This is a genomic window from Yoonia sp. SS1-5 (genome assembly GCF_038443705.2).
GTDB classification, from domain to species: Bacteria; Pseudomonadota; Alphaproteobacteria; order Rhodobacterales; family Rhodobacteraceae; genus Yoonia; species Yoonia rhodophyticola.
Genome location: NZ_CP151767.2, coordinates 2,599,408 through 2,623,887, shown reverse-complemented (window position 1 = coordinate 2,623,887; position 24,480 = coordinate 2,599,408). Strand labels below are relative to the sequence as shown.

Sequence of the window (24,480 nt, the reverse complement as noted above, 5' to 3'; positions counted from 1 at the left end):
TTTGAGTGAGACTTTTTATGTCAATTTTTGTTATTTCGGTCACCGCAATGGTGATCCTTGTCGGTGCGGCCCTGGCATTTCAAGCACCGGTGAATGCGGCCTTGGCGCGCGGCATCGGTGATCCGGTCGTTGCGGCCGTGATGCAGTTTGGCATCGGTTTTCTGGTCTTATGCGTCATTGCATCCATGCGTGGCGGTCTGCCAACGGTATCACAGCTTAAGACGATCCCATGGTGGGCATTCACGGGTGGGGCGTTAGGTGCCGTGTGGGTTTTGGCGGCCATTTGGTCTGTGCCGCGCCTTGGCCTTGTGACGATGTTCGGCGCAATGATCCTGGGCCAGCTTATCGCGGCCCTTTTGATTGACGCCGGCGGCATGCTTGGCATGGAGGCACGCAGCATCAGCGCGCACCGTATCGCGGCCGTAGGCCTTGTGATGTTTGGTGTGCTTTTGTCCTACAAATAGGGGTCGTTACGACGCTGGCGTTGACGACACCCCAACCTGAGCGGGCCGCAGCAGCCGGTCGTGCAACATGAACCCGGTTGCGGCCACCTGAATGATGTCGCCTGCCTGCGTCCCGGGGAGCGGCGCTTCGAACATTGCCTGATGCTGCTGGGGATCAAATTTATCACCAACCTGCGGCTCGATCGGTTCGATCCCGTGTTTCTTGAACACGTTGATCAATTCCCGCATCGTCAGTTCAACACCTTCCAAAAGCGCCTCGGGGACCTTTTCTTCACCCTCTTTGGCGGCATTCAAAGCACGGCTCATATTGTCATAGACGGGCAGCAAGTCCCGCGCGAGCTTGGAACCGCCATAGTTTTCCGCCTCGCGCCGGTCACGATCTGCACGCTTTCGGGTATTTTCGGCGTCAGCCAGGGCGCGCATGAACTTGTCGCGAAAATCGTCGCGTTCGGACCGCAGCGCCTCAATCTCGTCAAAGCTTGCAGCAGCAGCGTCAAAATCCGGCTCTTCTGCTTCGGCGGCAAGTTCGTCCAGCGATTGCAGTTCGTCTTCTTTGTTAGCCATCAAAAAGTTCCTGTCATGAGCGGTCGGCAATCATCTTGCCCACCAGCTGTGCGGTATAATTCACAATCGGCACGATCCGCCCATAATTGAGGCGAGTCGGACCAATGACGCCCACAGCGCCAATAATCTTACGGTCGGCGTTCATATAAGGGGAAACGACCAAAGATGAACCCGAAAGTGAGAACAATTTGTTCTCTGAGCCAATAAAAATGCGAACCCCTTCACCCTCTTGCGCAAGATCAAGGAATTGGGCGATGTCGCGTTTGCGTTCAAGGTCATCAAAGAGGGTGCGAATCCGTTCCAGATCAACCTCGGATTCGGTCTCGCCAAGCAGGTTGCCGCGACCACGGACAATCAACCGCTCAGTCGCCTCGCCCTCATTTTCCCACAAGGCCTCACCGCTTTCGACAAGTTCGGCCGCAAGTGCATCAAGTTCCTGCCGCCTGACGGCAATTTCCCGGCTGATCACTTTGCCCAATTCTGACAACGTATGGCCTGTAGCAATCGCATTGAGAAAATTTGCAGCCTCCCGCATGGATGCGGGGGTTTGCCCGGCGGGCGGGGTAAAAATGCGGTTTTCCACATGCCCGTCACCAAAAACCAGAACCACCAAAGCCTTATCGCTGGACAGCGACACAAATTCGATATGTTTCACCGGTGCTTCATGTTTGGGGGTCAGGACAAGACTGGCCCCTTGGGTGACACCCGATAACGCCTGTCCCACCTGATCCAGAACGCTTGTCACATCCGGATCATTGGCGCCCACGGTGCGGTCAATCGCTTCGCGATCATGGCCGTCAAGGTCACCAACCTCCAACAGCCCGTCGACGAACATCCGCAATCCCAGCTGTGTGGGGATACGGCCTGCGCTGACATGCGGACTGTCCAGCAGGCCCAGATACTCCAGATCCTGCATAACATTCCGGATTGTCGCTGCACTGACCTGTTCGGACAAGCTGCGCGTCAATGTACGGGACCCAACCGGCGCGCCAGATTGCAGGTAACCCTCGACAACCCGCCGAAATACTTCGCGGGATCGGGCGTTCATGTCTTCGATCTTGGGTGTCTGATCTGTCATCATGTCCTCGGAACACGCAGCCGGGCAATTAAAGCCAAAGTGGTTCCAGCGTCAATCGGGGTTGGATTTCAGATATGGGAGGCGTATCGAAGCAAGACAAGCAACAGGAGTGATCACATGCGCCCATCTGGCCGCCAAAATGACGAAATGCGCCCCGTGTCCATCGAAACGCAGGTGACAATGCATGCAGAAGGGTCCTGTCTGATCAAATGCGGCAATACCCATGTGCTGTGTACAGCCACAATTGATGAGCGGGTGCCACCATTCCTGAAGAATTCGGGCCTTGGTTGGGTCACCGCCGAATATGGGATGTTGCCACGGGCGACAAATACACGGATGCGCCGGGAAGCCAAAAACGGGCAATCGGGACGGACACAGGAAATCCAACGACTGATCGGGCGTTCCTTGCGTGCAGGCGTTGACCGTGTTGCGCTTGGTGAGCGGCAGATCATTGTCGATTGCGATGTGATTCAAGCCGATGGCGGCACGCGCTGCGCATCAATCACCGGTGGTTGGGTTGCGCTGAAACTGGCCGTTCAGAAGCTGATGAAAACCGGCGATGTGATCAGCGACCCGCTGATTGACCCGGTTGCTGCGATCTCCTGCGGGATTTATGCGGGTCAGGAAGTGCTCGACCTCGACTATCCGGAAGATAGCGAAGCAGGCGTTGACGGAAATTTTGTGATGACCGGCGGCAAACTTATCGAGGTCCAGATGTCAGCCGAGGGATCAACCTTTAGCCGGACGCAGATGAATGGCCTGCTGGATTTGGCTGAAAAGGGCGTCGCGGAACTGGCAGAGGCCCAACTGGCGGCCGTGGCCTGATGCGCAAGTTTGTCGGTGATCAGCTTGTCGTCGCGACCCACAATCAGGGTAAGCTAGAGGAAATTGCCGACCTGCTGTCACCCTACAACATTCGGCTGACATCCAATGCGGACCACAGCCTGCCTGAGCCGGATGAAACGGAAACCACTTTTGCCGGCAATGCCCGGATCAAGGCCCATGCCGCCGCCAAGGCAACGGGCCTTCCCGCACTTGCCGATGACAGCGGGATCACCATCGACGCGCTGAACGGTGCGCCCGGTGTTTACACCGCTGATTGGGCAGAAACACCAGATGGGCGCGATTTCGTGGCTGCAATGACCCGCGCCAATGCGGAATTAGATGCGGTTGATGCCCCTTTTCCGCGAAAGGCCCAGTTTAACTGTACTTTCGTTCTGGCCTGGCCCGATGGGCATGACGAAGTCTTCCCCGGTCAGATGTCTGGTCAGATCGTGTGGCCCATGCGTGGCGATCAGGGTCATGGCTATGATCCGATCTTTCAGCCCGATGGGTATCGCCAAACCTTTGGCGAGATGGACCGTTGGGAAAAGAACAAGATCAGCCATCGGGCCGACGCATTTGCAAAGCTGAAGGCCTGCTTTGGCTGATCATATCCGCGAAGACTGGGAACATGGGGGCTTTGGCCTTTATATTCACTGGCCATTCTGTCAGGCAAAATGCCCCTATTGCGACTTCAACTCGCATGTTGCGCAATTTATCGACCAAGGCGCCTGGCAAAACGCCTATCTCAGCGAGATCGACCGCATTGGCGCCGAAACACCGCGGCGCGTCCTTAGATCAGTCTTTTTTGGGGGTGGCACACCCAGCATGATGGACCCGGATGTGGTGGACGCGATCTTGTCAAAGGTTCGTGCCACATGGGCATGCGCCAATGACATCGAAATTACACTGGAAGCGAACCCAACGTCGGTCGAAGCGGGCCGGTTCAAAGGCTACCAAGATGCCGGCGTTAACCGGGTTTCCATGGGCATTCAGGCGCTGAATGACACCGATCTCAAGGCATTGGGGCGGCTTCATTCCGCAACCGAGGCTTTGGCCGCCTTTGAGGTCGCGCGCAATATTTTTGACCGGGTCAGCTTTGATCTGATCTATGCCAGGCAGAACCAAACGCTGGATGCGTGGGAAGCAGAACTGGATCAGGCGCTGTCATTGGCGATTGATCATTTGTCGCTTTATCAATTAACGATTGAAGACGGGACCGCATTTGGCGACCGCTATGCAGCCGGGAAACTGCGGGGCCTGCCGCATGATGATCTTGCCGCTGACATGTATGCGCTGACGCAGCACAAATGCGGTCAGGCTGGCTTGCAGGGTTATGAAATTTCCAATCATGCGCTGCCCGGCGCCGAGAGCATTCACAACCAGATTTACTGGCGCTACGGCGATTATGCGGGGATCGGCCCGGGGGCGCATGGGCGGCTGACCCTGCACGGCAAACGATACGAGACCAATGCACCGCTGGCGCCGGGAAAATGGCTGCGTCAGGTTCAATCAGATGGGCATGGCGAGAATAAGCGCACGATATTGTCGCTGGATGAACAAAAAACTGAATATCTGCTGATGGGTCTTCGGCTGTTCGAAGGTGTCGATCTGACGCGGATGCGATTGGAAGATGACGGCATTTTATTGAATAAAATCAATGATTTAAGAGAAATTGATTTTGTCTCGGTGACCCAAAACCGCCTTTTGGTCACGCCGAAGGGGCGACCGCTGCTCAATGCCATCTTGCGCGAACTGCTGGTCGACTAGCTGTCAGGTTTTATGCCTTAGTTTCCGGCAAGCAGGCGCATAAGATCGTCCAACTGTTCCAGCGATTTATATCCAACCGTCAACTTGCCGCCATCCTCGCCGGCTTTGTGATCTATCGTGACGCGCATACCAAGCGTTGCCGAAAGCTCGTTTTCAATCTGGACTGTGTCTGCATCTTTGGCGTTTGGCGCCGATTTCAACGCGAGCTTCTTTACTGGCGGTCCCTTCTTCGCCAGCTTTTCGGTTTCCCGCACGGACAGCGTGCGTTGAATAATCTCACGCGCCAAAGCGACGGCATTGTCATGCCCCACAAGCGCGCGTGCGTGGCCGGCACTCAGGGCGCCTGAAATCAGGTAGCCCCGGATCTCGTCGGGTAGCGACAGCAACCTTGTCAGGTTCGCAATATGACTGCGGCTCTTCCCCAATGACTTGGCCAGCTGATCCTGTGTGTGGCCAAATTTGTCCATCAATTGCCGGTAGCCAGCTGCCTCATCCACCGGGTTGAGATCTGCGCGTTGAATATTCTCGATAATCGCTATTTCAAGAACTTCAGTATCTGTGTAGTCCCGCAACAGCGCCGGAACATCATGCAGTTGCGCAAGCTGCGCCGCACGCCACCGCCGTTCCCCCGCAACGATTTCGTAAGTGCCGTCACCTGCCGGTGATTTCCGAACGATCAGGGGCTGAATAATCCCTTTCTCGGTGATGGACGCGGCCAGTTCCTGCAACGCGTCTTCGGCAAAGGTGCGGCGCGGCTGATCCGGGTTCGGGACGATCTGTTCAACGGGGACCATAAGATCGGGCCGTGCGGGGGCCGCGGTTGGGCTGCTGTCCTGCCCAACATCAGACATCAGTGCAGACAGACCGCGACCAAGGCCGCGTGTTTTCTTGGTATCACGCGCCATTGCGCTGCCCCCCATGAGATTTTTCTTTTGTAATCAATTCTTTCGCCAATGCGCGATACGCCTCACTGCCTTTGGATGTTGTATCATATATCAGGACCGGTACGGCAAAGGACGGCGCCTCACTCAAGCGGACATTGCGAGGGATGACTGTTTTAAACACCATATCTCCCATGTTTTCGCGTGCATCGTCCTCGACCTGCAAAGACAGGTTATTGCGCCGGTCAAACATGGTCAGTGCAATTCCTTCGATCCGCAGATCTGGGTTGGCAGCTTTCCTGACATCCCGCACGGTGAGAATTAATTGCGAAAGACCTTCAAGCGCGAAGAATTCGCTTTGCAGCGGGACGATCAACGAATGCGCCGCAACCATTGCGTTAACCGTCAATATGTTGAGCGATGGTGGACAATCTATCAATATGTAGTCATATCGCGACAGTGCATTTGCAGCATCGGCAAATACCTGGCGCAGTAGAAAACTGCGCTTTTCGTTGTCAATCAGCGCCATATCGGCCGAGCTGAGGTCTGTTGTGGCGGGTATGATCACCAGATTATCAACGACGGTTTTGTGTAACGCTTGGGCTAATTTGGCCTCACCCACCAGCAAATCATAGGTTGTGACCTTACGGTCATCTATGCCGACACCTAGCCCTGTTGATGCGTTTCCTTGTGGGTCCAGATCTATCAGCAATACCGATTTGCCCTGCTCGGCCAATGCCGCACCAAGATTGATCGTCGTCGTCGTCTTACCAACCCCGCCTTTTTGGTTGGCGATTGCGATAATCTTGGGGCCATTTGGCGGCTCAGTCTGTGGCACTTTGGATACCTTGAATGGCAAGAATTCGAGCTTCAGGATCAGTCAAACTCGCGTGTTCTTCAAGCTCAAACCGCCATAATTTGCGGGCTTCCGCCACTTCGTTATCGTGACGTCGTCCCTTGTGGAGCACCGCAATCCCTTGTGGTGACAGATGGCGTTGCAACATCTCAAACATCATAGATAATGATGTCAGCGCTCTTGCGGACACAACATCTGCCTGTTGGGGAACGGCTTGTTCGATCCGTTGGTCCAGCACAGCTGCCCTAAGGTCAAATGTTCTGATCGCGGTCCTTAAGAAGGTCGCCTTGCGCCGGTCACTCTCAATAAAGGTGAATCGAGAGGTTGGATGATGTTCGCGTGCCATGATCGCCACAACGATGCCAGGAAACCCGCCGCCACTGCCAATATCCGTCCAGGTCCGGAAGGAGTCCGGCGCATATTTGAAGATCTGAGCGGAGTCGACGATATGCCGGTCCCAAATATCATTAATGGTGGATGGTGCCACAAGGTTTATGCTCTTCGTCCACTTGCGAACGAGGGCTTCAAATTCCTGCAAAGCTGTCATTGTTTCACGTGAAACAAGCTGTTCGGCAATCAGATCACCCATTTACCGTGTACCTGTCCGTTTTTCGTCCCGACGTTTCAGCGCACCGATCAATAGAACCAATGCGGCCGGTGTCATTCCATCAATTCGGTTGGCATGCGCAATCGTCGACGGCCGCACAGTTTGCAACTTATTTGTCAGTTCACTTGAGAGGCCGGTCACAGATGTGAAATCAAATCCATCCGGGATAAGCCGTTGCTCATCCCGCTGAAGCGCCTCCACATCCCTTTTCTGCCGCGCAACATAGTGCCGGTACAGTGAGTCGCGTTTGATCTGTTTCTTGGTAGCCGTGTCGATACTCTCGAAGCCACTAGCAATTGTCTGCAGCTGTGCAAAATCGAAATCAATCAACGAAAGGGCATCCAGGGCCGTCCTTCTCGGGCCATCAGCGTTTAACTTCGTGCCGGTCTTGGCGATATCGCGTGCTGATAGATCAGTTTGTTCTAAGGCCTCAAGTGCTTGATCAAGCTTTGTTTTCTTCTCTGAGTATGCCTTCCAGCGATTGTCAGCTACACATCCGATCTCACGCCCGAGCGCCGTCAATCGTTGATCTGCATTATCTGCCCGAAGGGACAAGCGATACTCGGCACGGGACGTAAACATACGATAGGGCTCTGTCACACCACGGGTAATGAGATCGTCAATCATCACGCCGATATAGCTATCACGTCTACTAAAGATGATTTCGTCTTCGTTCTTGGACGCCCGCGCCGCATTCAAGCCCGCGACCAACCCTTGCGCTGCAGCCTCTTCATATCCCGTTGTGCCGTTGATCTGTCCTGCCAGATAAAGGCCCGGGACGTCACGCAGCATCAAGGTCGGGCGCAGCGACCTAGGATCTACATAGTCATATTCGATCGCATAACCGGGCTGCAGGATCTTTGCCTTCTCCAGCCCGACAATTGACCGAACATAGTCTTCTTGCACATCTTCTGGCAAAGATGTCGAAATGCCATTGGGATAGACCGTTGGGTCATCAACGCCTTCAGGTTCCAGAAAGATCTGATGTGAGGTTTTTTCAGCAAAACGGACAATTTTGTCTTCGATAGACGGGCAATAGCGCGGGCCGATCCCCTCAATATGCCCACCATACATGGCAGACCGATCCAAATTTGCGCGGATAATCGCGTGCGTTGCCTCATTGGTGTGGGTTATCGCACAATCAATCTGAGGCGCCGTAACACCATTAGACAAAAAGGAAAAAAGGCTTGGGTCATCATCTGACGGTTGCTTTTCAAGAATATCCCAATGAATTGTACGGCCATCCAGGCGCGGCGGCGTACCGGTCTTTAGCCGGCCCAGCTGAAGATCGAAACTATCCAATTGTTCCGCCATAAGCGTGGATGGTTTTTCACCCATTCGGCCACCTGGACGCGAGATATCACCGATATGAATCACACCGCGCAAGAAAGTGCCGGTCGTCACAATGACGGACGGCGCCCAAATTTCAGCGCCATCAATCAGCGATACACCGACAACCGACCCAGACTTTATCAAGAAACCGGCGGCTTCGCCCTCAATAATCTCAAGGTTTTGGCATTTTGCCAGCTCACCCTGTATCGCTGATTTATACAGCTTACGATCCGCCTGCGCGCGCGGACCTTGTACCGCCGGGCCTTTTTTGCGGTTCAACAGGCGGAACTGGATGCCAGCTTGATCAGCGGCGCGACCCATAATGCCGTCCAAAGCATCGATTTCACGAACCAGATGCCCCTTGCCAAGCCCTCCAATAGCAGGATTGCACGACATAACACCAATCGATCCACGTGACAGCGTCACGAGCGCGGTTCGGACACCAAGCCGTGCAGCGGCATGGGCAGCCTCGGCGCCGGCGTGACCGCCTCCAATAACAACGACATCAAAGCTCTGATGTTTCACGTGAAACAATCCCTACTTGCCGATACAAAAACTGGCGAAAATCTCGCCAAGCACATCTTCTACATCAATTCGCCCCACAAGGCTATCCAAGGCACGAATTGATGACCACAGTCGCTCAGCCACCAGTTCTGCCTGTTCGACCCCAACCAGTAGCATGTCTTCAACAGATCCCAGTTCACTGTCAGCCCGCACCATGGCAGCCTTATGCCTGTCCCGCACGGTAACACCAATGCCAGCGACTCGCCGCTTTAGTCGTGTTGAGATAGACATCAGTAGATCGTCTATACCTTGCCCGGTTTTACCAGATATAGCGGTTCTAGGGTCTTGATGCAGATCAGCGAAGCCAACTCTATATAGATCATCATCACCATCATCTCGGTGATCTGAGGTATTCGGCTCCAATATATGGACCCTTATATCCGCCTGATCAGCACGTGCCCTTGCACGTTCAACACCCAGCGCTTCCACCCGATCATCCGTATCCCTTAGACCGGCTGTATCCAATACAGTCACAGGTATCCCATCAATATCCATCCGGACTTCGATAACATCCCGCGTCGTACCTGCTATTTCGGATGTAATCGCCACATCACGCCCCGCGAGCTTATTCAACAACGTTGATTTTCCGACATTGGGCGGACCAACGATTGCGACTTCAAAACCGGACCGGACACGCTCTGCGGCGCGGACGCCCGCAATCTCTCGGGTGATATCCGTCTTCACGCCGCGCACCAGTTCGAGGACCTCCGGCGTCACATCCACTGGCACCTCTTCATCCGCAAAATCAATCGTTGCTTCGATCAGTGCCACCGCACGCATCAGATCGGTACGCCAACGATCAACCATTTGACCAACAGCCCCCGAAAAAACACGCAGCGCCTGCTTGCGCTGTAGTTCCGTCTCGGCATCAATCAAATCAGCGAGACCCTCGACCTGAGCAAGGTCCAGGCGCCCGTTTTCAAGTGCCCGGCGGGTGAACTCACCCGGCTCTGCCAACCGCAAGCGTTCGTCCTTTGCCAGTTCCGTCAACACCGCAGAAACAACCGCAGGACTTCCATGAAGGTGCAGTTCGATCACGGTTTCACCTGTAAAGCTTTTTCCTTTCGGAAATCGCAGCACGAACGCCTCATCCAGAACAACACACTCACTGTCCTGCAATACGCGTACGCCGCGGCTGGCTGGCACGCCATCCATCAACATTTCCGCCGACGCCACAGCATCCGCACCCGAAATACGAATAATGGCGACACCAGCACGGCCTTGCGCCGTTGCAAGAGCATATATCGTCTGCATACTATTAACCCATTGTTTTAAAACAATAAGTTACGTGTTCATGGAATCGAAGAAGTCTGAATTCGTCTTGGTCTGCTTCAGCTTGCCAATCAGGAACTCGATCGCATCTGTTGTGCCCATTGGGTTCAAAATCCGCCGCAAGACGTAAGTCTTGGCCAGATCGCCCTTATCAACCAAAAGCTCTTCTTTCCGGGTACCGGATTTCAGGATGTCCATGGCGGGGAAGACCCGCTTATCCGCAACCTTACGATCAAGCACAATCTCGCTGTTGCCGGTGCCTTTGAATTCTTCAAAGATGACCTCGTCCATACGGGAACCGGTATCAATCAAGGCTGTGGCGATAATCGTCAGCGATCCGCCTTCCTCAATATTCCGGGCGGCACCAAAGAACCGCTTGGGGCGCTGTAGCGCGTTGGCATCAACACCGCCGGTCAACACTTTACCAGATGACGGGACCGTCGTGTTAAACGCCCGCCCAAGCCGGGTGATCGAATCCAGCAGGATCACCACATCACGCTTGTGCTCGACAAGTCGCTTCGCCTTTTCGATCACCATCTCGGACACAGCCACGTGACGCGTCGCAGGTTCATCAAAGGTTGATGAGACCACTTCCCCTTTGACCGACCGCTGCATGTCCGTCACCTCTTCGGGCCGTTCGTCGATCAGCAGCACAATCAGATAACATTCGGGGTGATTTTTCTCGATAGAGTTAGCGATGTTCTGCAACAATACCGTTTTACCGGTGCGGGGTGGTGCCACGATCAGCGACCGCTGGCCCTTTCCGATAGGTGATACCAGGTCAATGATCCGCGCAGACCGATCCTTGATCGTCGGGTCCGCAACTTCCATGGTCAGCCGCTCTTCGGGGTAAAGCGGGGTCAGGTTGTCAAACGCGACCTTATGTTTTGCCCGCTCGGGTTCTTCAAAATTGATCCGTTCAACCGAGGTAAGCGCAAAATAACGCTCTGTGTCGTTTGGTTCTTTCATGACCCCTTCAACGGTATCGCCCGTCCGAAGAGAGTGCAGGCGGATCATATCCGGGGAAACATAAATATCATCTGGGCCCGGCAGATAGTTTGCCTCGGGTGAGCGCAGGAACCCAAAACCGTCCTGCAAGACCTCTAGCACGCCGTCACCACCGATGATCCATTCTTCGTCCGCACGCTCCTTGAGGATCGCGAACATCATATCGCCCTTGCGCATGGTCGACGCGTTCTCGATCTCCAGCTCTTCTGCCAGCGACAAAAGATCCTTGGGGCTTTGCGCCTTGAGATCAGCAAGGTTCAAACGGTGTTGAGACATATCAATATCCTGCAGCAGCTTGGTCAGCTGACATATGTGGAACGGTTCTGGAAAAATGCGGTCCCCGGACGGGGTGCGAGATACGTGTAGGCAAACGCCGGTTGGGAGTCAACGACGGCCTAGAATGGACGCACGACAACCGCGATGACGATAAGCAACATCAGCACGGTCGGCACCTCGTTGAACATCCGGTAGGTTCGCCCGGTCCGGGTATTTGTTCCGGCCGCAAACTCTTTGCGCCGGGCGGCCATCCAGCCATGGGCGGCTGTCATCAGAATAACGCAAATGATCTTGACCCAGGCCCAGACAGACCCCCAGTCAAAGGCCCCCATACCGATCATCACCAGTCCCGCAATCCAGGCAACGATCATGGCTGGGTTCATGATCACGCGAAGCAGCTTTTCTTCCATGATCTGAAAGGTCTGATCCAACTCGGATCCGACACTTGCACGCTCTGCGTGATATACAAACAATCTTGGCAAGTAAAAAAGGCCAGCCATCCACGCAATCACAGCCATGATGTGTAGCGCTTTGATCCATGGATAGATGCTGATCAACACGGGGTAAGTCTCCGATCGGTGAGAACGTTATTAATAAATATATATAGAAAGAAAAGATGATGAAGATGATGGGGGTCCACATTTCTGTGGGTTATTTTTTCGTCCGCAGAGTTATCCACCGGTCAGGGCTAGTTAATGTGTGGCCTATGGTGGATGCGGAGTAGTATTTATAATAATTAAATCAATAACTTGCTGATTGTCGCCGTGCCCTGGTATCGCTCAATTTCCCGCCGGCACGCGTCCGGCACAAAAATCTTACACATCCGGATTTCATACTTACCCCCGGTGGAAAACGGGCGGTGTTCCGGTCTACAACCCCTGAAACGATCCAGCGCAAAGAAGCCTTTGAAAGTGCCAACAGTTTTGCCCCAAACACGACACATGGATTGTCCATCGGGTTATCCACATGACTGAGCCGATCATCCTGGCCTCTTCATCCGAAATTCGCGCGACCTTGCTGCGCAATGCAGCCGTGCCATTCAGCGTCGAAACTGCCCGCATAGATGAGGATGCGATCAGGCGATCCTTGCAGGCAGAGGCCGCAACCCCCCGTGACATTGCCGACTGTCTGGCTGAAATGAAAGCGCAAAAGGTCGGTCTGAAACGGACGGAGTCCCTGGTGATTGGATGCGATCAGATCCTCGCCCATGGTGATCGCATCCTGTCAAAACCCGACACGCCCGACATGGCATTGCAACAATTGCAGTCTTTGCGCGGATCCGGCCATAAGCTGCTGTCTGCTGCTGTCATTTATGGCGAGGGCAAGCCGCTTTGGCGCCACGTGGGTGTTGTCCGCCTGCATATGCGGCAGGCGACAGACGCTTATTTGCAGGACTATGTCGACAGGAACTGGAACAGCATCCGCCATGCGGTGGGTGCCTACAAACTGGAAGAAGAAGGTGTTCGCCTGTTTTCAAGGATAGAAGGCGATCATTTTCATGTACTTGGCTTACCGTTGCTTGAAGTCTTGTCTTACCTGACGCTTCGCGGGACAATACCACAATGACCAAGATACCCCGCGCTGGCGTGATCGGAAATCCGATAAGCCATTCCCTGTCGCCGAAACTTCATACCCATTGGCTGCGCCGCTACGGTTTGGCGGGGTCCTATGATGCAATTCAGGTGACAGAAGATGCCTTGGAGCAAACCATTCGGGCATTGCCGGGTCAGGGCTATGTCGGGATTAACGTCACGATCCCTCATAAGATTCGTGTTCTCGATTTCGTCGATCAGGTGTCGGACCGCGCCACTTTGGTTGGGGCCGCAAATACCCTGACCTTCACTGATGATGGCCGTGTTCTGGCTGATAACACCGACGGCTACGGGTTTATCGCTAACCTCAGGCAAGGTGCCCCCGACTGGAACCCGCAAAGCGGCCCTGCGGCCATATTTGGCGCCGGTGGTGCGGCGCGGGCGATTATCGTGGCACTGGCTGATGCTGGTGTTCCCGAAATACTGTTATCGAACAGAACCCGCCCTAAGGCCGAGGCGCTTAGCGACGAATTCGGAACGCGTGTTCGCGTGGTTGATTGGGTGCAGGCAGGCACGATGCTGGAAACTGCAACAACCGTCATCAATACCACCTCACTTGGCATGGCAGGGGCGCAACCTTTCAAAGTACCGCTGGATGATTTGCGGTCAGACGCGGTTGTAACCGATATCGTGTATAACCCATTGCGCACCACCTTGTTGGATGCTGCCGCTGCGGCCGGGTGCGTCGCTGTCGATGGTTTGGGAATGTTGCTACATCAAGGTGTGCCAGGTTTTGAGCGTTGGTTTGGCCAAAGGCCAGAGGTTGACGATGCCACCCGCGCTGCTGTTCTGGCATGACCCATCTTTTGGGGCTGACAGGGTCAATCGGCATGGGGAAATCAACCACAGCGGCCATGTTCCGCGATGCACATATCCCCGTGTGGGATGCAGATGCAGTTGTGCATGCCTTATATGGAAAAGGGGGCGGCGCTGTCACACCGATGCGGCAGGCCTTTCCCGATGCGGTGGAAGGTGACGCAATCTCGCGTGACATGTTGAAGCAGATCATCGCCAAGGACCCATCTGCGTTGGAAGCAATCGAAAATATCGTGCATCCGCTGGTGGCAAAGGATCGGGCAGCATTCATCGCCGCCCATGACGATCCATTATTGGTTTTTGACATTCCGCTTCTTTATGAAACTAATGCAGATCAATGGCTTGATACGGTTCTGGTCGTATCTGCTTCGCCCGCAGATCAGCGGGCGCGTGTGCTTGCCCGCCCCGGTATGACCATCCCCCAATTCGAGGCGATGCTGGAACGTCAGATGCCTGACGCGGAAAAGCGCCGTCGCGCCGATCACCTGATTGAAACCCAGACGCTGGACCAGACCCGCAACGCCGTGCGAGAATTAATCGAACAGCTCAAAGGGCATCCAAATGCGTGAAATTGTCCTCGACACCGAGACAACGGGTTTTGAACCGGGTGAAGGTGACCGCATCGTTGAAATCGGTGCTGTAGAGTTGAACGGTCATGTCCCGACCGGGCGGACATATCATCAATATATCAACCCGCAACGGTCCATGCCGGAAGAAGCCTTTGCTGTTCACGGGCTGGGTGATGAATTCCTGGCGGACAAACCCCTGTTCAAGGAAATTGCACAGGATTTTGTCGATTTTGTCGGTGATGCCAAACTGGTCATCCACAACGCTGCTTTCGATATGAAATTCCTCAACGCCGAGCTTGGCTGGGTTAACCGCCCGCATTTGCCGATGGATCAGGCCATTGATACGCTGGCTATTGCGCGGCGCAGGTTTCCTGGCTCGCCCGCGTCGCTGGATGCGCTGTGCCGGCGGTTTGGAATTGATAACTCGTCGCGTACGCTGCATGGCGCGTTGCTTGATAGTGAAATCCTGGCCGAAGTTTATCTGGAACTGATCGGAGGCCGGCAACCTGATTTTGCGCTGGCCGCGGATACGCGGACGAAAACAACGGATGGTGGTTCACAAGACTGGCGCCCAGCGCCACGCCCACAGCCGTTGGCGTCTAAACTGACAGCTGAAGAAAAAGCCGCCCATCAAGCCTTTATTGACAAGCTGGGCGACGATGCTGTCTGGAAAAAGCTGGCTTAGCTTTCTGCTTTCGCTGCTTTTTCAGCTTCTGCCCGGCGGGCGAGCTCGGAGCGATAGAGTGCCATGAAGTCGATTTGTTCGAGGTTCAGCGGTGGGAAACCACCGTCGCGGGTCACATCGCTGACAATCCGGCGCACGAACGGGAACGTAATGCGCGGGCATTCGATCAACAGATACGGGTGCATCTGCTCTTCTGGTACGCCCTCGACATGGAAGACACCGGCATATTCCAGCTCGAGCACAAAAAGCGGTTCGCCTTTTTCCTTGGTCTTGCTGGTGATGTTCAGCTTGGTGATGATTTCGAACTGGTGTTCTGTTGTCCGCTTGCGGGCATCCAGATTGACCTGCACCTGAATTTCGGGTTGTGCGTCACCCTGTACACCTTTTTGGGCCAGAATGTTCTCGAACGACATGTCACGGATATATTGTGCCATGACACGGTTCTTGACCTGCAGTGGCTGTGCGGGTTCTGCGCCATTTGCGCCTGTTTCGGGTGTATCGGCCATTTGCCATAAGCTCCTGTGGAATAAAGTTGCCGCGTTCCTAGCAGCCTATCTTGTTGGCCTCAATGCTGGGTCCATCCAGATGGCGTCTGGTTTGATTTTTTATCCGCAGTCACTTCTTCGAATTCGCCATCAATGACCTGATCGCGGGGTTTGCGCGGTGCTTGAGCGGCCGTGTTGACCTTGAAACTGCTGACTTTGATCCGGGACCGCGCCCATTTGAACGCCGCTTGCCTGACTTGCGGAACAAGCAGTGACAACCCAACAACATCCGTAAAGAAACCCGGCGTCAGCAAAAGCGCGCCGGCAAACAGGATCATGGCACCATTGGCCAGTGGTTCTGTCGGATCCTGCATTTCGGAAAAGGATTGTTGCAATCGCCCCAGTTCACGCAATCCCTGACTGCGGACCAGATACGACCCCGCGATGGCTGTCATCAGCACGATCAGCAGGGTCCACCACATCCCGATCACCCCGCCAACCTGAATAAACAGCGCGATTTCGATCATTGGGACGGCAATAAAGGCAATCAACAGCCACATAGCAGGCACCTTTCGTAACTTCTGCGGGGTAAGGTGGACTCAGGCCTACCCCTGACCTACATAAGGTTCGACTGGCAAAATTCCATGCCTTCCTTTCAACGAGGTCCCGATGAATTCTTCGATTATTCAGCTTTTGGTGCTTGCGGGCATCGCTGTTTTTCTGATCCTGCGGCTGCGTGGCGTATTGGGAACGCGCGAAGGATACGAAAAGCCAGCCGTCACCCGGCCTGATCCGGCACGCGGTCGTCCAAAGCCCGAATTTGACGTCATCGAAGGTGGCCCGGATCTGGATATTACCGACCACGTTGAAGAGGATTCCGTTGCAGCCAAGGCGCTGGCCGCGATGAAACGTGTCGATCCGTCCTTCAACGTGACTGAATTTCTGGGTGGCGCGCGCGGCGCGTACGAGATGATCCTGATGGCATTTGAAAAAGGTGATCTGGACGAAATCGTGCCGTTTATCTCGGAAGATGTATACGAGGCGTTTGCGACAGTTGTGGATGAACGCCAGCGCCAGGGCTTGACCGTTGATGCGAATTTTATCGGTATCAGCGACATGACGCTTGTGGCCGCTGAATATGACGAGACCAGCAAAGAGGGTGAGGTTTCCGTGCGGTTCAAATCGGAAATGACATCGGTTGTCCGCGACAACGCTGGCGACATCGTCGAGGGCAGCGATAAGGAAATCAAGCGCCAGAAGGATACATGGACCTTTGCGCGCAAGATGGATTCCGGCGATCCCAATTGGCGTCTTGTAGCCACCGGCGAATGATAAAAGGCTGGTTGGGCGGTGTTCTTCTTTCGGTTCTGACTGGCACAGCTGCAATGGCCGACCCCACATATACGCGCGTGCCCTTTAGCGATCTGGCTGGCTGGGCCACGGATGACCATCAGGCGGCGCTTGATGTGTTTTTGAACACCTGCCGCGATATGCGCGATCCGCACTGGGAAATCCTGTGCGATGTGGCGCGTACTGGCCCAACGGCGCGCGATTTCTTTGAAAAGTTCTTTCGTCCGGTGTTGATCGAAGATGGCGACCCAATGCTGTTCACCGGCTACTTCGAGCCTGAATTGATCGGGTCCCGTCATCGCGGTGACGGCTATCAGTTTCCGATTTATGCCGTTCCCGATGATCTGGTTCCGGGCGAGCCGTATTTCACCCGACGCCAGATCGACGAAGACGCCCCCCTTGCCAACAAGGGTCTTGAACTGGCCTGGCTGGCCGATCCGGTGGATCTGTTTTTCCTTCAGGTCCAGGGGTCGGGCCGCATACGGCTGCCTGATGGCCAGGTGATGCGCGTGGGCTATGGGGGCAAAAACGGGCGGGATTATTCATCAATCGGTATGGCGCTGGTGGATCGGGGCGAATTTGAGATCCATCAGGTCTCGGCTGCGGTGATCCGCAACTGGGTGCGCAAGAACCGACGCGAGGGCCGCAAACTTTTGTGGGAAAACGAAAGCTATGTCTTTTTCCGAGAGGTGAGTGAGGTGCCTGCCGACCTTGGCCCTTTGGGTGCGATGAACCGTTCCATCACGCCGGGGCGGACGATTGCGGTTGATCCGGCCTTTGTGACCCTCGGCTCGCCGGTATGGATTGAAAAGGAAGGGGCCGTCCCGATGAACCGGTTGATGGTTGCGCAAGATACCGGTTCAGCGATCAAGGGCGCGCAGCGGGCTGATATATTCTTTGGAACCGGTGACGATGCGGGGCGCGAGGCTGGCACGATCAAGGATGCCGGCCGTATGATTGTTTTGCTGCCGACGACCATGGCGCAGCGTTTGCCCATAGGCCCGTAATGCGCAAGCCCCGTCACCTGTCAGCGGATGAACGCGCCTTATGGGACCGTGTTGCCGAACGCACCACGCCAATGGACCCCAAGCGCACCCGCCCCATTCTATCCGAAAAGCCAAGCGTCCAGCCCAAGCCGGCCGACCCCGTCCCGTCGTTTCGTGTGGGCGAGCGTAGTAATACCCGCCCATCCCACGACATCGCACCTACTATCAAGGACCGGCTGTCCAGCGCGCCTGTCAAAATGGATCACAAGGCTTTTGGCAAGATGAAGCGCGGCAAGCTCAAGCCAGAGGCGCGGCTTGATCTGCACGGCATGGTCCTGGCCGAGGCGCATCCCGAACTGGTTCGGTTTATCCTGGGATCGTCGGCCATGGGGCGTCGATTGGTGTTGGTCATCACCGGCAAGGGCAAAGATCGTGATGATGGCGGTCCGATCCCCACCCGCTTTGGCGTGTTGCGCCATCAGGTTCCACAATGGCTGTCACTGCCGCCCTTGAATGCCGTGGTCTTGCAGGTGACCCCAGCGCATATTCGCCATGGCGGTGATGGGGCGTATTACGTTTATCTACGCAGGCTGGGCTAGGATCCTGCGCGCGTTTCTGCTGGGCACAACAAGGATCAAGGCCGCGAAAACAAACATTGCCGCGTAGCCAAGTTGCTGCCGTTCAAAACCAACGCCGACATCAATCAACCAGCCGCTAAGGCCTGGTCCGATGGCGGAACCCAGAACCATCAGTGCAGTGGCGGCCGACTTGATCGCGCCCAGATGCCTGGTGCCATAAAGCTCAGCCCAGCAGGCATTCAGGATCGTGGACTGACCCCCGCCCGCGATACCCATGCAAATAACCGCCAGTGCCGTCCAGATCAGGGACGGCGCGTACCAATGCAAAACAAATGCCACAACCAGCGGCACCAGATAGATCGGCAACAGGCGCACAGCCCCGAACCGGTCGGTGGCCCAGCCATAGCCTATCGTTGAAAGCGAAAGCGCCAATGTTCCCAGCGGGAAAACAGAAACCAGGGCCAGATGGGACCACCCCTTGATCTCGGCAAAATGGGCCTGATGGAACCAGAATGCGGTGGCGAACCCCGAAAAGGACATGACCGCAGGTATCATAGCCCAGAACATCGGATGGCGCAGCGCGTCTGCGCGTGTCCAATGCCGCCCGTTCATGCCGGTGGATTCAGACGTTGCTGCAATAGATTGCGGCGTCCGCTCCAGCCGGAGCAATCGGTAAAGCACCAGCGTTGCAAGGGCGCAGAACACGGCAAAGCACGCCCAAAGTGTCCGCCAGTCGATCATGGATTTCAGCCAGACCATTGTCAGGGGCAGCACGGCTTCGCCAATCATGAAACCAAACGCTGCAACGGCCAATGCGCGACCGCGGGTTGCGACAAACCAACGGCCCATCGCAACGACAGCGACATGGCTGGTCATCCCTTGCCCGGTAAAGCGCAGTGCGAAAACGACAAATGGCAGCAGGGCGGCCAGTGGGTTGAAAGCCATCAAAAGGCAGGCACATCCAAGCAATAGCACCACGGTAATGCCCAGCGTGCGCACTCGAAACCGGTCAGCAAGCCCGCCTGCAAAGACCATCAATGCGGCAGAGGCGCCTGTGCCAACCATATAGATCAGACCCCAATCACCATTACTCAGCCCATAGGCCTCGCGTATTTCGGCCCCGAAGATCGAGATAAAGAAGGTCTGCCCGAAACTGGATAGAAACGACAGCAGCGCGCCTGCGGCCAAAAAGGGCGCGTTGTCGCGAATAAAGCGAAGATATCCGGGCCGTTGGCTCATATTGCCCTTGATGGGCCGCGCGGCGAGGATGTGAAAGTCCAAAATGGGCCGATTACGATGGATGCTATTCACTTATCGGTCGCCATGCCGCAGGCTATCAATCGCACCCGATGCTTTTTGGAGAATGACCAATGCCGCTTTCAGCTACCAAACCGCCAGTTGGCGAAAAGATCGACCAGCTAAGCTTTCCGGTTGCCGGGGCGCAGGGTGATATCGTGATCGGTCAAGCCAAGGACCGGTGGACCATGCTGTTTGTGTACCGCGGAAAGCACTGTCCGCGCTGCAAGCGGTTCCTGAACAAGCTGAATGCCGCATTGCCGGCTTGGCAGGCGCTTTTGGATGTTGTCGTTGTGTCGGCTGACACCGAAGAAAAGGCACTGGCAGACAAGGCAGAGTTCGGGTGGGATTTCGACCTTTGCTATGGGATGGAGGTTAGCCAGATGCGCGCGCTGGGCCTTTATGTTTCGGAACCGCTATCCGATGCGGAAACGACTGGCCTTTTCGCGGAACCCGGGGCTTTTGGCATACGTCCGGACGGGTCGCTGATGCTGGTTGATATCTCAAACGGTCCGGCAGCCCGCCCTGATCTGGATGAGCTGTTGGATGGCATGACCTTCAATATCGAAAATGACCGTCCCGTTCGCGGAACCGCCTGAGAAACCGAATGACTGCCCCGCGCGGTCAGGCGTCAGAGGACATATCTGCTGACGTCAGTCGATCTTGCCAATTCGCCAAGATGTTCCTCGACAAAGGCCGCATCAATGGTGATTTCGTCACCCGCGCGGTCCGGTGCGGTAAAGGATAAATCCTCGAAGACACGCTCGATCACCGTGTAAAGCCTGCGTGCGCCGATATTCTCGACGCTTTCGTTGACCTCTGCCGCGATCTTGGCAAGCGCGCTGATCCCGTCTTTGTCAAACGTCACAACAACGTCTTCGGTCTTCATCAGCGCGGAATACTGCAGCGTCAGCGCATTATCGGTCTCTGTCAGGATGCGCACGAAATCTTCTTCGGTCAGGGCGCGCAATTCGACGCGGATGGGCAAACGTCCTTGCAGTTCCGGCAACAGGTCGGATGGCTTTGCCACGTGAAAGGCACCTGATGCGATAAACAGGATATGGTCGGTTTTGATTGGCCCGTGTTTTGTGGACACGGTTGTGCCTTCGATCAAGGGTAGCAAATCACGCTGGACGCCCTCGCGCGATACATCCGCACCGCGCGCATCGGCGCGGGCGCAGACCTTGTCGATTTCGTCCAGAAACACGATGCCGTTCTGTTCGACAGCTTCCATGGCGGCTTTGGTGACGGTTTCATCATCCAGCAGCTTGTCGGCCTCATCCGCGATCAATGCGTCGTAGCTTTCGGAAACTGTCATTTTCTTTTTGACGGTCCGGCCACCCATCGCCTTGCCGAACAATTCGCCCAGGTTCATCATGCCGCCCATCCCGCCGGGTTGGCCGGGGATTTCGAACCCGCCCATGGGGTTGGACGTATCTGTCAGCTCAAGCTCGATGACTGTATCGTCCAGCTCGCCTGATTTCAGCTTTTTGCGAAACATCTCGCGGGTGCTGTCGCGGGCTTCTGTTCCGGCAACGGCGCTGATCACGCGATCTTCGGCGGCCTGCCGGGCGGTTGCCTTTACATCTTCGCGCATATGTTCGCGGGTATCCAGGATGGCAGTATCCACCAGATCACGCACAATCTGTTCCACGTCGCGGCCGACATAGCCCACTTCGGTGAATTTTGTGGCCTCGACCTTGATAAACGGTGCGCGGGCAAGCTTGGCCAACCGGCGGGAAATCTCGGTTTTGCCAACGCCTGTGGGGCCGATCATCAGAATGTTCTTTGGATAGACTTCATTGCGCAGATCATCGCCCAATTGCTTGCGCCGCCAGCGATTGCGCAGTGCTACCGCCACGGCACGCTTGGCGTCTTTCTGACCAATGATGAACCGGTCAAGTTCGGATACGATTTCGCGGGGTGTCAGGTCTGTCATGTTGGTCCTTAGGCATGAGACGGCGGCAGCCGATCAAGTGGTAATGCACCGCCAAGAAGGCGCAAGATAGCGGCGCGGATCTTTTCCCAGAACGCACCAAGCAAAAGCAGGACGATGCCAAGGATCAGTACGGTCATCGCAGTGCTTTGCCCATCCCAAACCGTGTTGGTCAAGGCAACGACATATCCGATAGCGGTGATCAGGAAGGATCGTCTGTCGATAATGATCGCGACAACCGCAAAGATCGCCAGCACCCCCAGCAAGGCAAGATTTGCGTCCCGGGCCATCAGCGTCAGCGCAATTGTGTTCATCAGTGCAGGGGCCGCCACGATATGCAGCCAGAAACCATTGGCCGACCGGCGTGTCACGCGATGCGGATCGCTCATATCAAATAGCATCGCAATCGCGAAGACGAGCACACCCAGCCCCAGCGTGATCCATGCAAACGGCCCGCCGGCGGATAGCAAAAAGAAATCACCGATATCTTCGATCCGCCCGCCCCGGCTGGCGGTGAACATCGTCGTGGTCACAAAAAGGCCGATAGCGATCATGGCCAGGGCAAAGGGAACCCGGAACCGCCACCAATAGCCAAGCAAGGCAATTGTCGCCAATAGCAAGGCGGGCGGAATACTGCTGAGGTCGTTTTGGGCAACCATGAAGGGTTCGGCCATATAGGCAATGAACCCAAGGGCCGCATTGCCCGCAAACATGATGGATAGCGCGATTGCGGGTGCAACCATGCGCCGATGCCGCACGAAATATTCCGAAAGCAGCCAGATCACGCCCGCGCTGATCAGGCAGATCGTGCTGGCATATTGCTGCAGGTTCATGATCCGCGATCCCACCGCAAGGCCGGTAACGCCGTACCAACCGCTGGCCAGAATGATCAGGCCAACCACGATGAAAATCTCGTTGAACCCTTTGAACAGTTCAAACGGTTCATCCCCCGCGGCAAGGTTCTCGCGCGCACCCCGGCGGCTGTCGGCAAGGGTGATCAGCCCTGCAGCCTGTTTTTCAGACAATAGCCCACTGGCAACTGCCGCCTTGATGTCATTGCGATCAATCATGGACCAGAACCTATGGGTTGCGCCGACCAAGTCCAAGGGGTCACGGGAAAATTGCAGGCAGTCACAAAGCCGTGCGGCGGATTGTCTGGCAACGCCGGTCGGGTAATTGTGCGTCCACCCTAACCCCCAAGGAGGTCCAAGATATGGACAGACGCTCATTCCTCGTTGCGGCCATCGCAACAACCGCCATGCCCGCATTCGCCGGTGGTCATGGCCGTCTCGGTACATTTACCGGCGTAAACAACCACGTGGTGACTGGCACCGCTGAAATTGCGGGCAACCAGGTCAACCTGCTGGATGATTTCACCTTTGACGGTGCCCCTGATCCAAAAATCGCGCTGGGCAAGGATGGTGACTATGACCCGGCAACCCTGATGGGCAAGCTGGAAAACTATAATGGTGCATCCAGTTTTACCATTCCCGACGGCATCAATCCTGACGACTATAACGAAGTCTGGGTCTGGTGCGAGCGTTTCAGCGTCGGTCTGGGCGTTGCACCAATCGGTTAACCGATTGTCTCTACAGTCAGATTGCCGTTGGTATACACGCAGATATCAGCGGCAATCGCCATCGCCTTGCGCGCCACCTGTTCTGCATCCAGATCCCCATCCATCATCGCGCGGCCCGCGGCCAGCGCGTAGTTCCCGCCTGATCCGATTGCGGTCACGTCATGCTCGGGCTCCAGCACGTCGCCGGCCCCTGTAATCACAAACAGGTCCGTGCCGTCACTGACAATCAACATTGCCTCCAGCTTTTGAAGGTACTTGTCCGTCCGCCAGTCCTTGGCCAGCTCAACGGATGCGCGGGCAAGCTGACCGGGTGTTGCCTCCAGCTTTTTTTCCAACCGCTCAAGCAATGTGAATGCGTCGGCGGTTGATCCGGCAAAACCGGCGATCACGTCCTGTCCGCCGGGTGATAGCCTGCGGACCTTGCGGGCGGTGCCCTTGATCACGGTTTGGCCAAGGCTGACCTGTCCGTCACCCGCGATCACAACCTTGCCGCCCTTGCGCACACCGATAATCGTTGTGCCGTGCCAGCCCGGGAATTCTTCTTTGGCCATGATCCGCTCCTTGCATGCTGACGCCTTATATGGCGAGAGGTTGCGCGCCAGACAACCCTGCCGCCTGTGCGGTCAGATCGCATTGCAATATTCGGCGCTAAATGCGTAGAAACCGGGCCGGGTAGACCGATGTGCGGCAGCAACAGCTGGCGGACATAGAAAAGGGCGCCGATCAGGGCGCCCTTATACTATCTATCAAGGTGAGGCTTAGGCGGATTCTTCAATCCAGCCTTGCAGCGCTGCCTTGGGTGCCGCGCCGGTCTTGTTTGATACGACCTCGCCATTCTTGAACATGAACAGCGCCGGAATGCCGCGCACGCCCAGCTGAGCCGGTGAATTCGGGTTCTCGTCCACGTTGACTTTGACGATTTTGACCTTGCCTTCCATTTCGGTGGAAAGCTCTTCCAGTGCGGGGCCGATCTGGCGGCATGGGCCACACCATTCTGCCCAGAAATCCACGACGACAGGGATGTCGGAATTGCGCACTTCGGCGTCAAAGGTTGCGTCTGTTACTGCTACGGTTGCCATCAGGTCACTCCTTGGCGAAAATCATTGGAAACTGA

The 24,480-nt window shown here is 55.7% G+C and carries 29 protein-coding genes; 13 read left to right on the top strand and 16 right to left on the bottom strand.

The genetic code is table 11. The features are described 5' to 3' along the window. The first annotated feature begins 17 nt into the window (after positions 1-17). Complete coding sequence (locus tag AABB31_RS14420) at positions 18-464, top strand: DMT family transporter (protein ID WP_342077477.1); 447 nt, start codon at positions 18-20, stop codon at positions 462-464. A gap of 6 nt (positions 465-470) precedes the next feature. Here the strand turns inward: AABB31_RS14420 and AABB31_RS14415 are convergent, their stop codons facing one another. After that, on the bottom strand, positions 471-1,028 hold the full coding sequence (locus tag AABB31_RS14415) for a nucleotide exchange factor GrpE (protein WP_342077478.1): 558 nt from the start codon (positions 1,026-1,028) through the stop codon (positions 471-473). A 13-nt stretch (positions 1,029-1,041) separates the two neighbouring features. Further along, complete coding sequence (gene hrcA, locus AABB31_RS14410; RefSeq protein ID WP_342078823.1) at positions 1,042-2,106, bottom strand: heat-inducible transcriptional repressor HrcA; 1,065 nt, start codon at positions 2,104-2,106, stop codon at positions 1,042-1,044. A 117-nt stretch (positions 2,107-2,223) separates the two neighbouring features. Between hrcA and rph the strand changes: the two genes are divergently transcribed. Genes rph through hemW form a run of 3 tightly spaced genes read left to right on the top strand, consistent with a single transcriptional unit; the run spans position 2,224 to position 4,698 of the window. Next, entirely contained in the window at positions 2,224-2,931 is a 708-nt protein-coding gene (gene rph / locus AABB31_RS14405) for a ribonuclease PH (protein WP_342077479.1), read from the top strand. Continuing rightward, positions 2,931-3,536 carry an RdgB/HAM1 family non-canonical purine NTP pyrophosphatase gene (gene rdgB / locus AABB31_RS14400; protein WP_342077480.1) on the top strand — a complete coding sequence of 202 codons (606 nt, stop codon included), beginning with the start codon at positions 2,931-2,933 and terminating at the stop codon, positions 3,534-3,536. Before rph ends, rdgB begins: the two co-directional genes overlap by 1 nt. Positions 3,537-3,540: 4 nt before the next feature. Beyond that, the gene (gene hemW, locus AABB31_RS14395; protein ID WP_342078824.1) at positions 3,541-4,698 is read left to right on the top strand and encodes a radical SAM family heme chaperone HemW; all 1,158 of its coding nucleotides are present in this window, start codon (positions 3,541-3,543) and stop codon (positions 4,696-4,698) included. A 17-nt stretch (positions 4,699-4,715) separates the two neighbouring features. Here hemW and AABB31_RS14390 read toward each other — a convergent pair whose 3' ends face one another. The 7 genes from AABB31_RS14390 to hemJ form a co-directional block, all read right to left on the bottom strand. Continuing rightward, on the bottom strand, positions 4,716-5,603 hold the full coding sequence (locus tag AABB31_RS14390) for a ParB/RepB/Spo0J family partition protein (protein ID WP_342078825.1): 888 nt from the start codon (positions 5,601-5,603) through the stop codon (positions 4,716-4,718). Beyond that, on the bottom strand, positions 5,593-6,417 hold the full coding sequence (locus AABB31_RS14385) for a ParA family protein (RefSeq protein ID WP_342077481.1): 825 nt from the start codon (positions 6,415-6,417) through the stop codon (positions 5,593-5,595). Before AABB31_RS14385 ends, AABB31_RS14390 begins: the two co-directional genes overlap by 11 nt. Next, a complete protein-coding gene (rsmG, locus tag AABB31_RS14380; RefSeq protein WP_342077482.1) occupies positions 6,404-7,024 on the bottom strand; it encodes a 16S rRNA (guanine(527)-N(7))-methyltransferase RsmG in 621 nt (206 codons plus the stop codon). Before rsmG ends, AABB31_RS14385 begins: the two co-directional genes overlap by 14 nt. Beyond that, positions 7,025-8,899 (bottom strand): tRNA uridine-5-carboxymethylaminomethyl(34) synthesis enzyme MnmG, encoded by a 1,875-nt coding sequence (mnmG, locus tag AABB31_RS14375; protein WP_342077483.1) that lies wholly within the window; start codon positions 8,897-8,899, stop codon positions 7,025-7,027. 12 nt (positions 8,900-8,911) lie between these two features. Further along, positions 8,912-10,192 (bottom strand): tRNA uridine-5-carboxymethylaminomethyl(34) synthesis GTPase MnmE, encoded by a 1,281-nt coding sequence (mnmE, locus tag AABB31_RS14370; RefSeq protein ID WP_342077484.1) that lies wholly within the window; start codon positions 10,190-10,192, stop codon positions 8,912-8,914. Positions 10,193-10,222: 30 nt separating this feature from the next. Continuing rightward, positions 10,223-11,494: a transcription termination factor Rho gene (gene rho / locus AABB31_RS14365; protein ID WP_342077485.1), complete on the bottom strand. Its 1,272-nt coding sequence runs from the start codon at positions 11,492-11,494 to the stop codon at positions 10,223-10,225. A gap of 119 nt (positions 11,495-11,613) precedes the next feature. Beyond that, complete coding sequence (hemJ, locus tag AABB31_RS14360) at positions 11,614-12,054, bottom strand: protoporphyrinogen oxidase HemJ (RefSeq protein WP_373634905.1); 441 nt, start codon at positions 12,052-12,054, stop codon at positions 11,614-11,616. Between the two features lie 406 nt (positions 12,055-12,460). Between hemJ and AABB31_RS14355 the strand changes: the two genes are divergently transcribed. Genes AABB31_RS14355 through dnaQ form a run of 4 tightly spaced genes read left to right on the top strand, consistent with a single transcriptional unit; the run spans position 12,461 to position 15,156 of the window. After that, positions 12,461-13,060, top strand: coding sequence for a Maf family protein (locus AABB31_RS14355; protein WP_342077486.1), 600 nt, complete (start codon positions 12,461-12,463; stop codon positions 13,058-13,060). Beyond that, the gene (locus AABB31_RS14350) at positions 13,057-13,884 is read left to right on the top strand and encodes a shikimate dehydrogenase (protein ID WP_342077487.1); all 828 of its coding nucleotides are present in this window, start codon (positions 13,057-13,059) and stop codon (positions 13,882-13,884) included. The genes AABB31_RS14355 and AABB31_RS14350 overlap by 4 nt, the downstream gene beginning before the upstream one ends. Further along, the gene (gene coaE / locus AABB31_RS14345; protein WP_342077488.1) at positions 13,881-14,471 is read left to right on the top strand and encodes a dephospho-CoA kinase; all 591 of its coding nucleotides are present in this window, start codon (positions 13,881-13,883) and stop codon (positions 14,469-14,471) included. The genes AABB31_RS14350 and coaE overlap by 4 nt, the downstream gene beginning before the upstream one ends. Then, complete coding sequence (dnaQ, locus tag AABB31_RS14340) at positions 14,464-15,156, top strand: DNA polymerase III subunit epsilon (RefSeq protein WP_342077489.1); 693 nt, start codon at positions 14,464-14,466, stop codon at positions 15,154-15,156. Before coaE ends, dnaQ begins: the two co-directional genes overlap by 8 nt. Here the strand turns inward: dnaQ and secB are convergent. Both secB and AABB31_RS14330 read right to left on the bottom strand, forming a co-directional pair. Then, a complete protein-coding gene (gene secB, locus AABB31_RS14335) occupies positions 15,153-15,662 on the bottom strand; it encodes a protein-export chaperone SecB (protein ID WP_342077490.1) in 510 nt (169 codons plus the stop codon). The two genes, dnaQ and secB, sit on opposite strands and share 4 nt — an antisense overlap. 59 nt (positions 15,663-15,721) lie before the next feature. Beyond that, entirely contained in the window at positions 15,722-16,201 is a 480-nt protein-coding gene (locus tag AABB31_RS14330) for an FxsA family protein (protein ID WP_342077491.1), read from the bottom strand. A gap of 109 nt (positions 16,202-16,310) precedes the next feature. Here AABB31_RS14330 and AABB31_RS14325 point away from each other — a divergent pair, with 109 nt between their 5' ends. The 3 genes from AABB31_RS14325 to AABB31_RS14315 are packed head-to-tail and all read left to right on the top strand — an operon-like array spanning position 16,311 to position 18,576. Further along, positions 16,311-16,973: a Tim44/TimA family putative adaptor protein gene (locus AABB31_RS14325; RefSeq protein ID WP_342077492.1), complete on the top strand. Its 663-nt coding sequence runs from the start codon at positions 16,311-16,313 to the stop codon at positions 16,971-16,973. A 53-nt stretch (positions 16,974-17,026) separates the two neighbouring features. Further along, positions 17,027-17,998: a murein transglycosylase A gene (locus tag AABB31_RS14320; protein WP_342077493.1), complete on the top strand. Its 972-nt coding sequence runs from the start codon at positions 17,027-17,029 to the stop codon at positions 17,996-17,998. Then, positions 17,998-18,576, top strand: a complete 579-nt coding sequence (locus tag AABB31_RS14315; protein WP_342077494.1) for a Smr/MutS family protein — start codon at positions 17,998-18,000, stop codon at positions 18,574-18,576. The genes AABB31_RS14320 and AABB31_RS14315 overlap by 1 nt, the downstream gene beginning before the upstream one ends. On the opposite strand, the gene AABB31_RS14310 is transcribed toward AABB31_RS14315, so the two are convergent. Beyond that, a complete protein-coding gene (locus tag AABB31_RS14310; RefSeq protein WP_342077495.1) occupies positions 18,559-19,794 on the bottom strand; it encodes an MFS transporter in 1,236 nt (411 codons plus the stop codon). The genes AABB31_RS14315 and AABB31_RS14310 overlap by 18 nt on opposite strands. A gap of 131 nt (positions 19,795-19,925) precedes the next feature. Between AABB31_RS14310 and AABB31_RS14305 the strand changes: the two genes are divergently transcribed. Beyond that, complete coding sequence (locus AABB31_RS14305) at positions 19,926-20,450, top strand: redoxin domain-containing protein (RefSeq protein ID WP_342077496.1); 525 nt, start codon at positions 19,926-19,928, stop codon at positions 20,448-20,450. Positions 20,451-20,482: 32 nt separating this feature from the next. Here AABB31_RS14305 and hslU read toward each other — a convergent pair whose 3' ends face one another. Both hslU and AABB31_RS14295 read right to left on the bottom strand, forming a co-directional pair. After that, the gene (gene hslU / locus AABB31_RS14300; protein ID WP_342077497.1) at positions 20,483-21,790 is read right to left on the bottom strand and encodes an ATP-dependent protease ATPase subunit HslU; all 1,308 of its coding nucleotides are present in this window, start codon (positions 21,788-21,790) and stop codon (positions 20,483-20,485) included. Positions 21,791-21,798: 8 nt separating this feature from the next. After that, the gene (locus AABB31_RS14295; protein WP_342077498.1) at positions 21,799-22,857 is read right to left on the bottom strand and encodes a hypothetical protein; all 1,059 of its coding nucleotides are present in this window, start codon (positions 22,855-22,857) and stop codon (positions 21,799-21,801) included. A gap of 143 nt (positions 22,858-23,000) precedes the next feature. Here AABB31_RS14295 and AABB31_RS14290 point away from each other — a divergent pair, with 143 nt between their 5' ends. After that, on the top strand, positions 23,001-23,366 hold the full coding sequence (locus tag AABB31_RS14290; RefSeq protein WP_342077499.1) for a DM13 domain-containing protein: 366 nt from the start codon (positions 23,001-23,003) through the stop codon (positions 23,364-23,366). Here AABB31_RS14290 and hslV read toward each other — a convergent pair. Both hslV and trxA read right to left on the bottom strand, forming a co-directional pair. Further along, on the bottom strand, positions 23,363-23,917 hold the full coding sequence (gene hslV / locus AABB31_RS14285; RefSeq protein ID WP_373634902.1) for an ATP-dependent protease subunit HslV: 555 nt from the start codon (positions 23,915-23,917) through the stop codon (positions 23,363-23,365). The genes AABB31_RS14290 and hslV overlap by 4 nt on opposite strands. Before the next feature lie 207 nt (positions 23,918-24,124). After that, a complete protein-coding gene (trxA, locus tag AABB31_RS14280; protein WP_342077500.1) occupies positions 24,125-24,445 on the bottom strand; it encodes a thioredoxin in 321 nt (106 codons plus the stop codon). Positions 24,446-24,480: the final 35 nt, after the last annotated feature.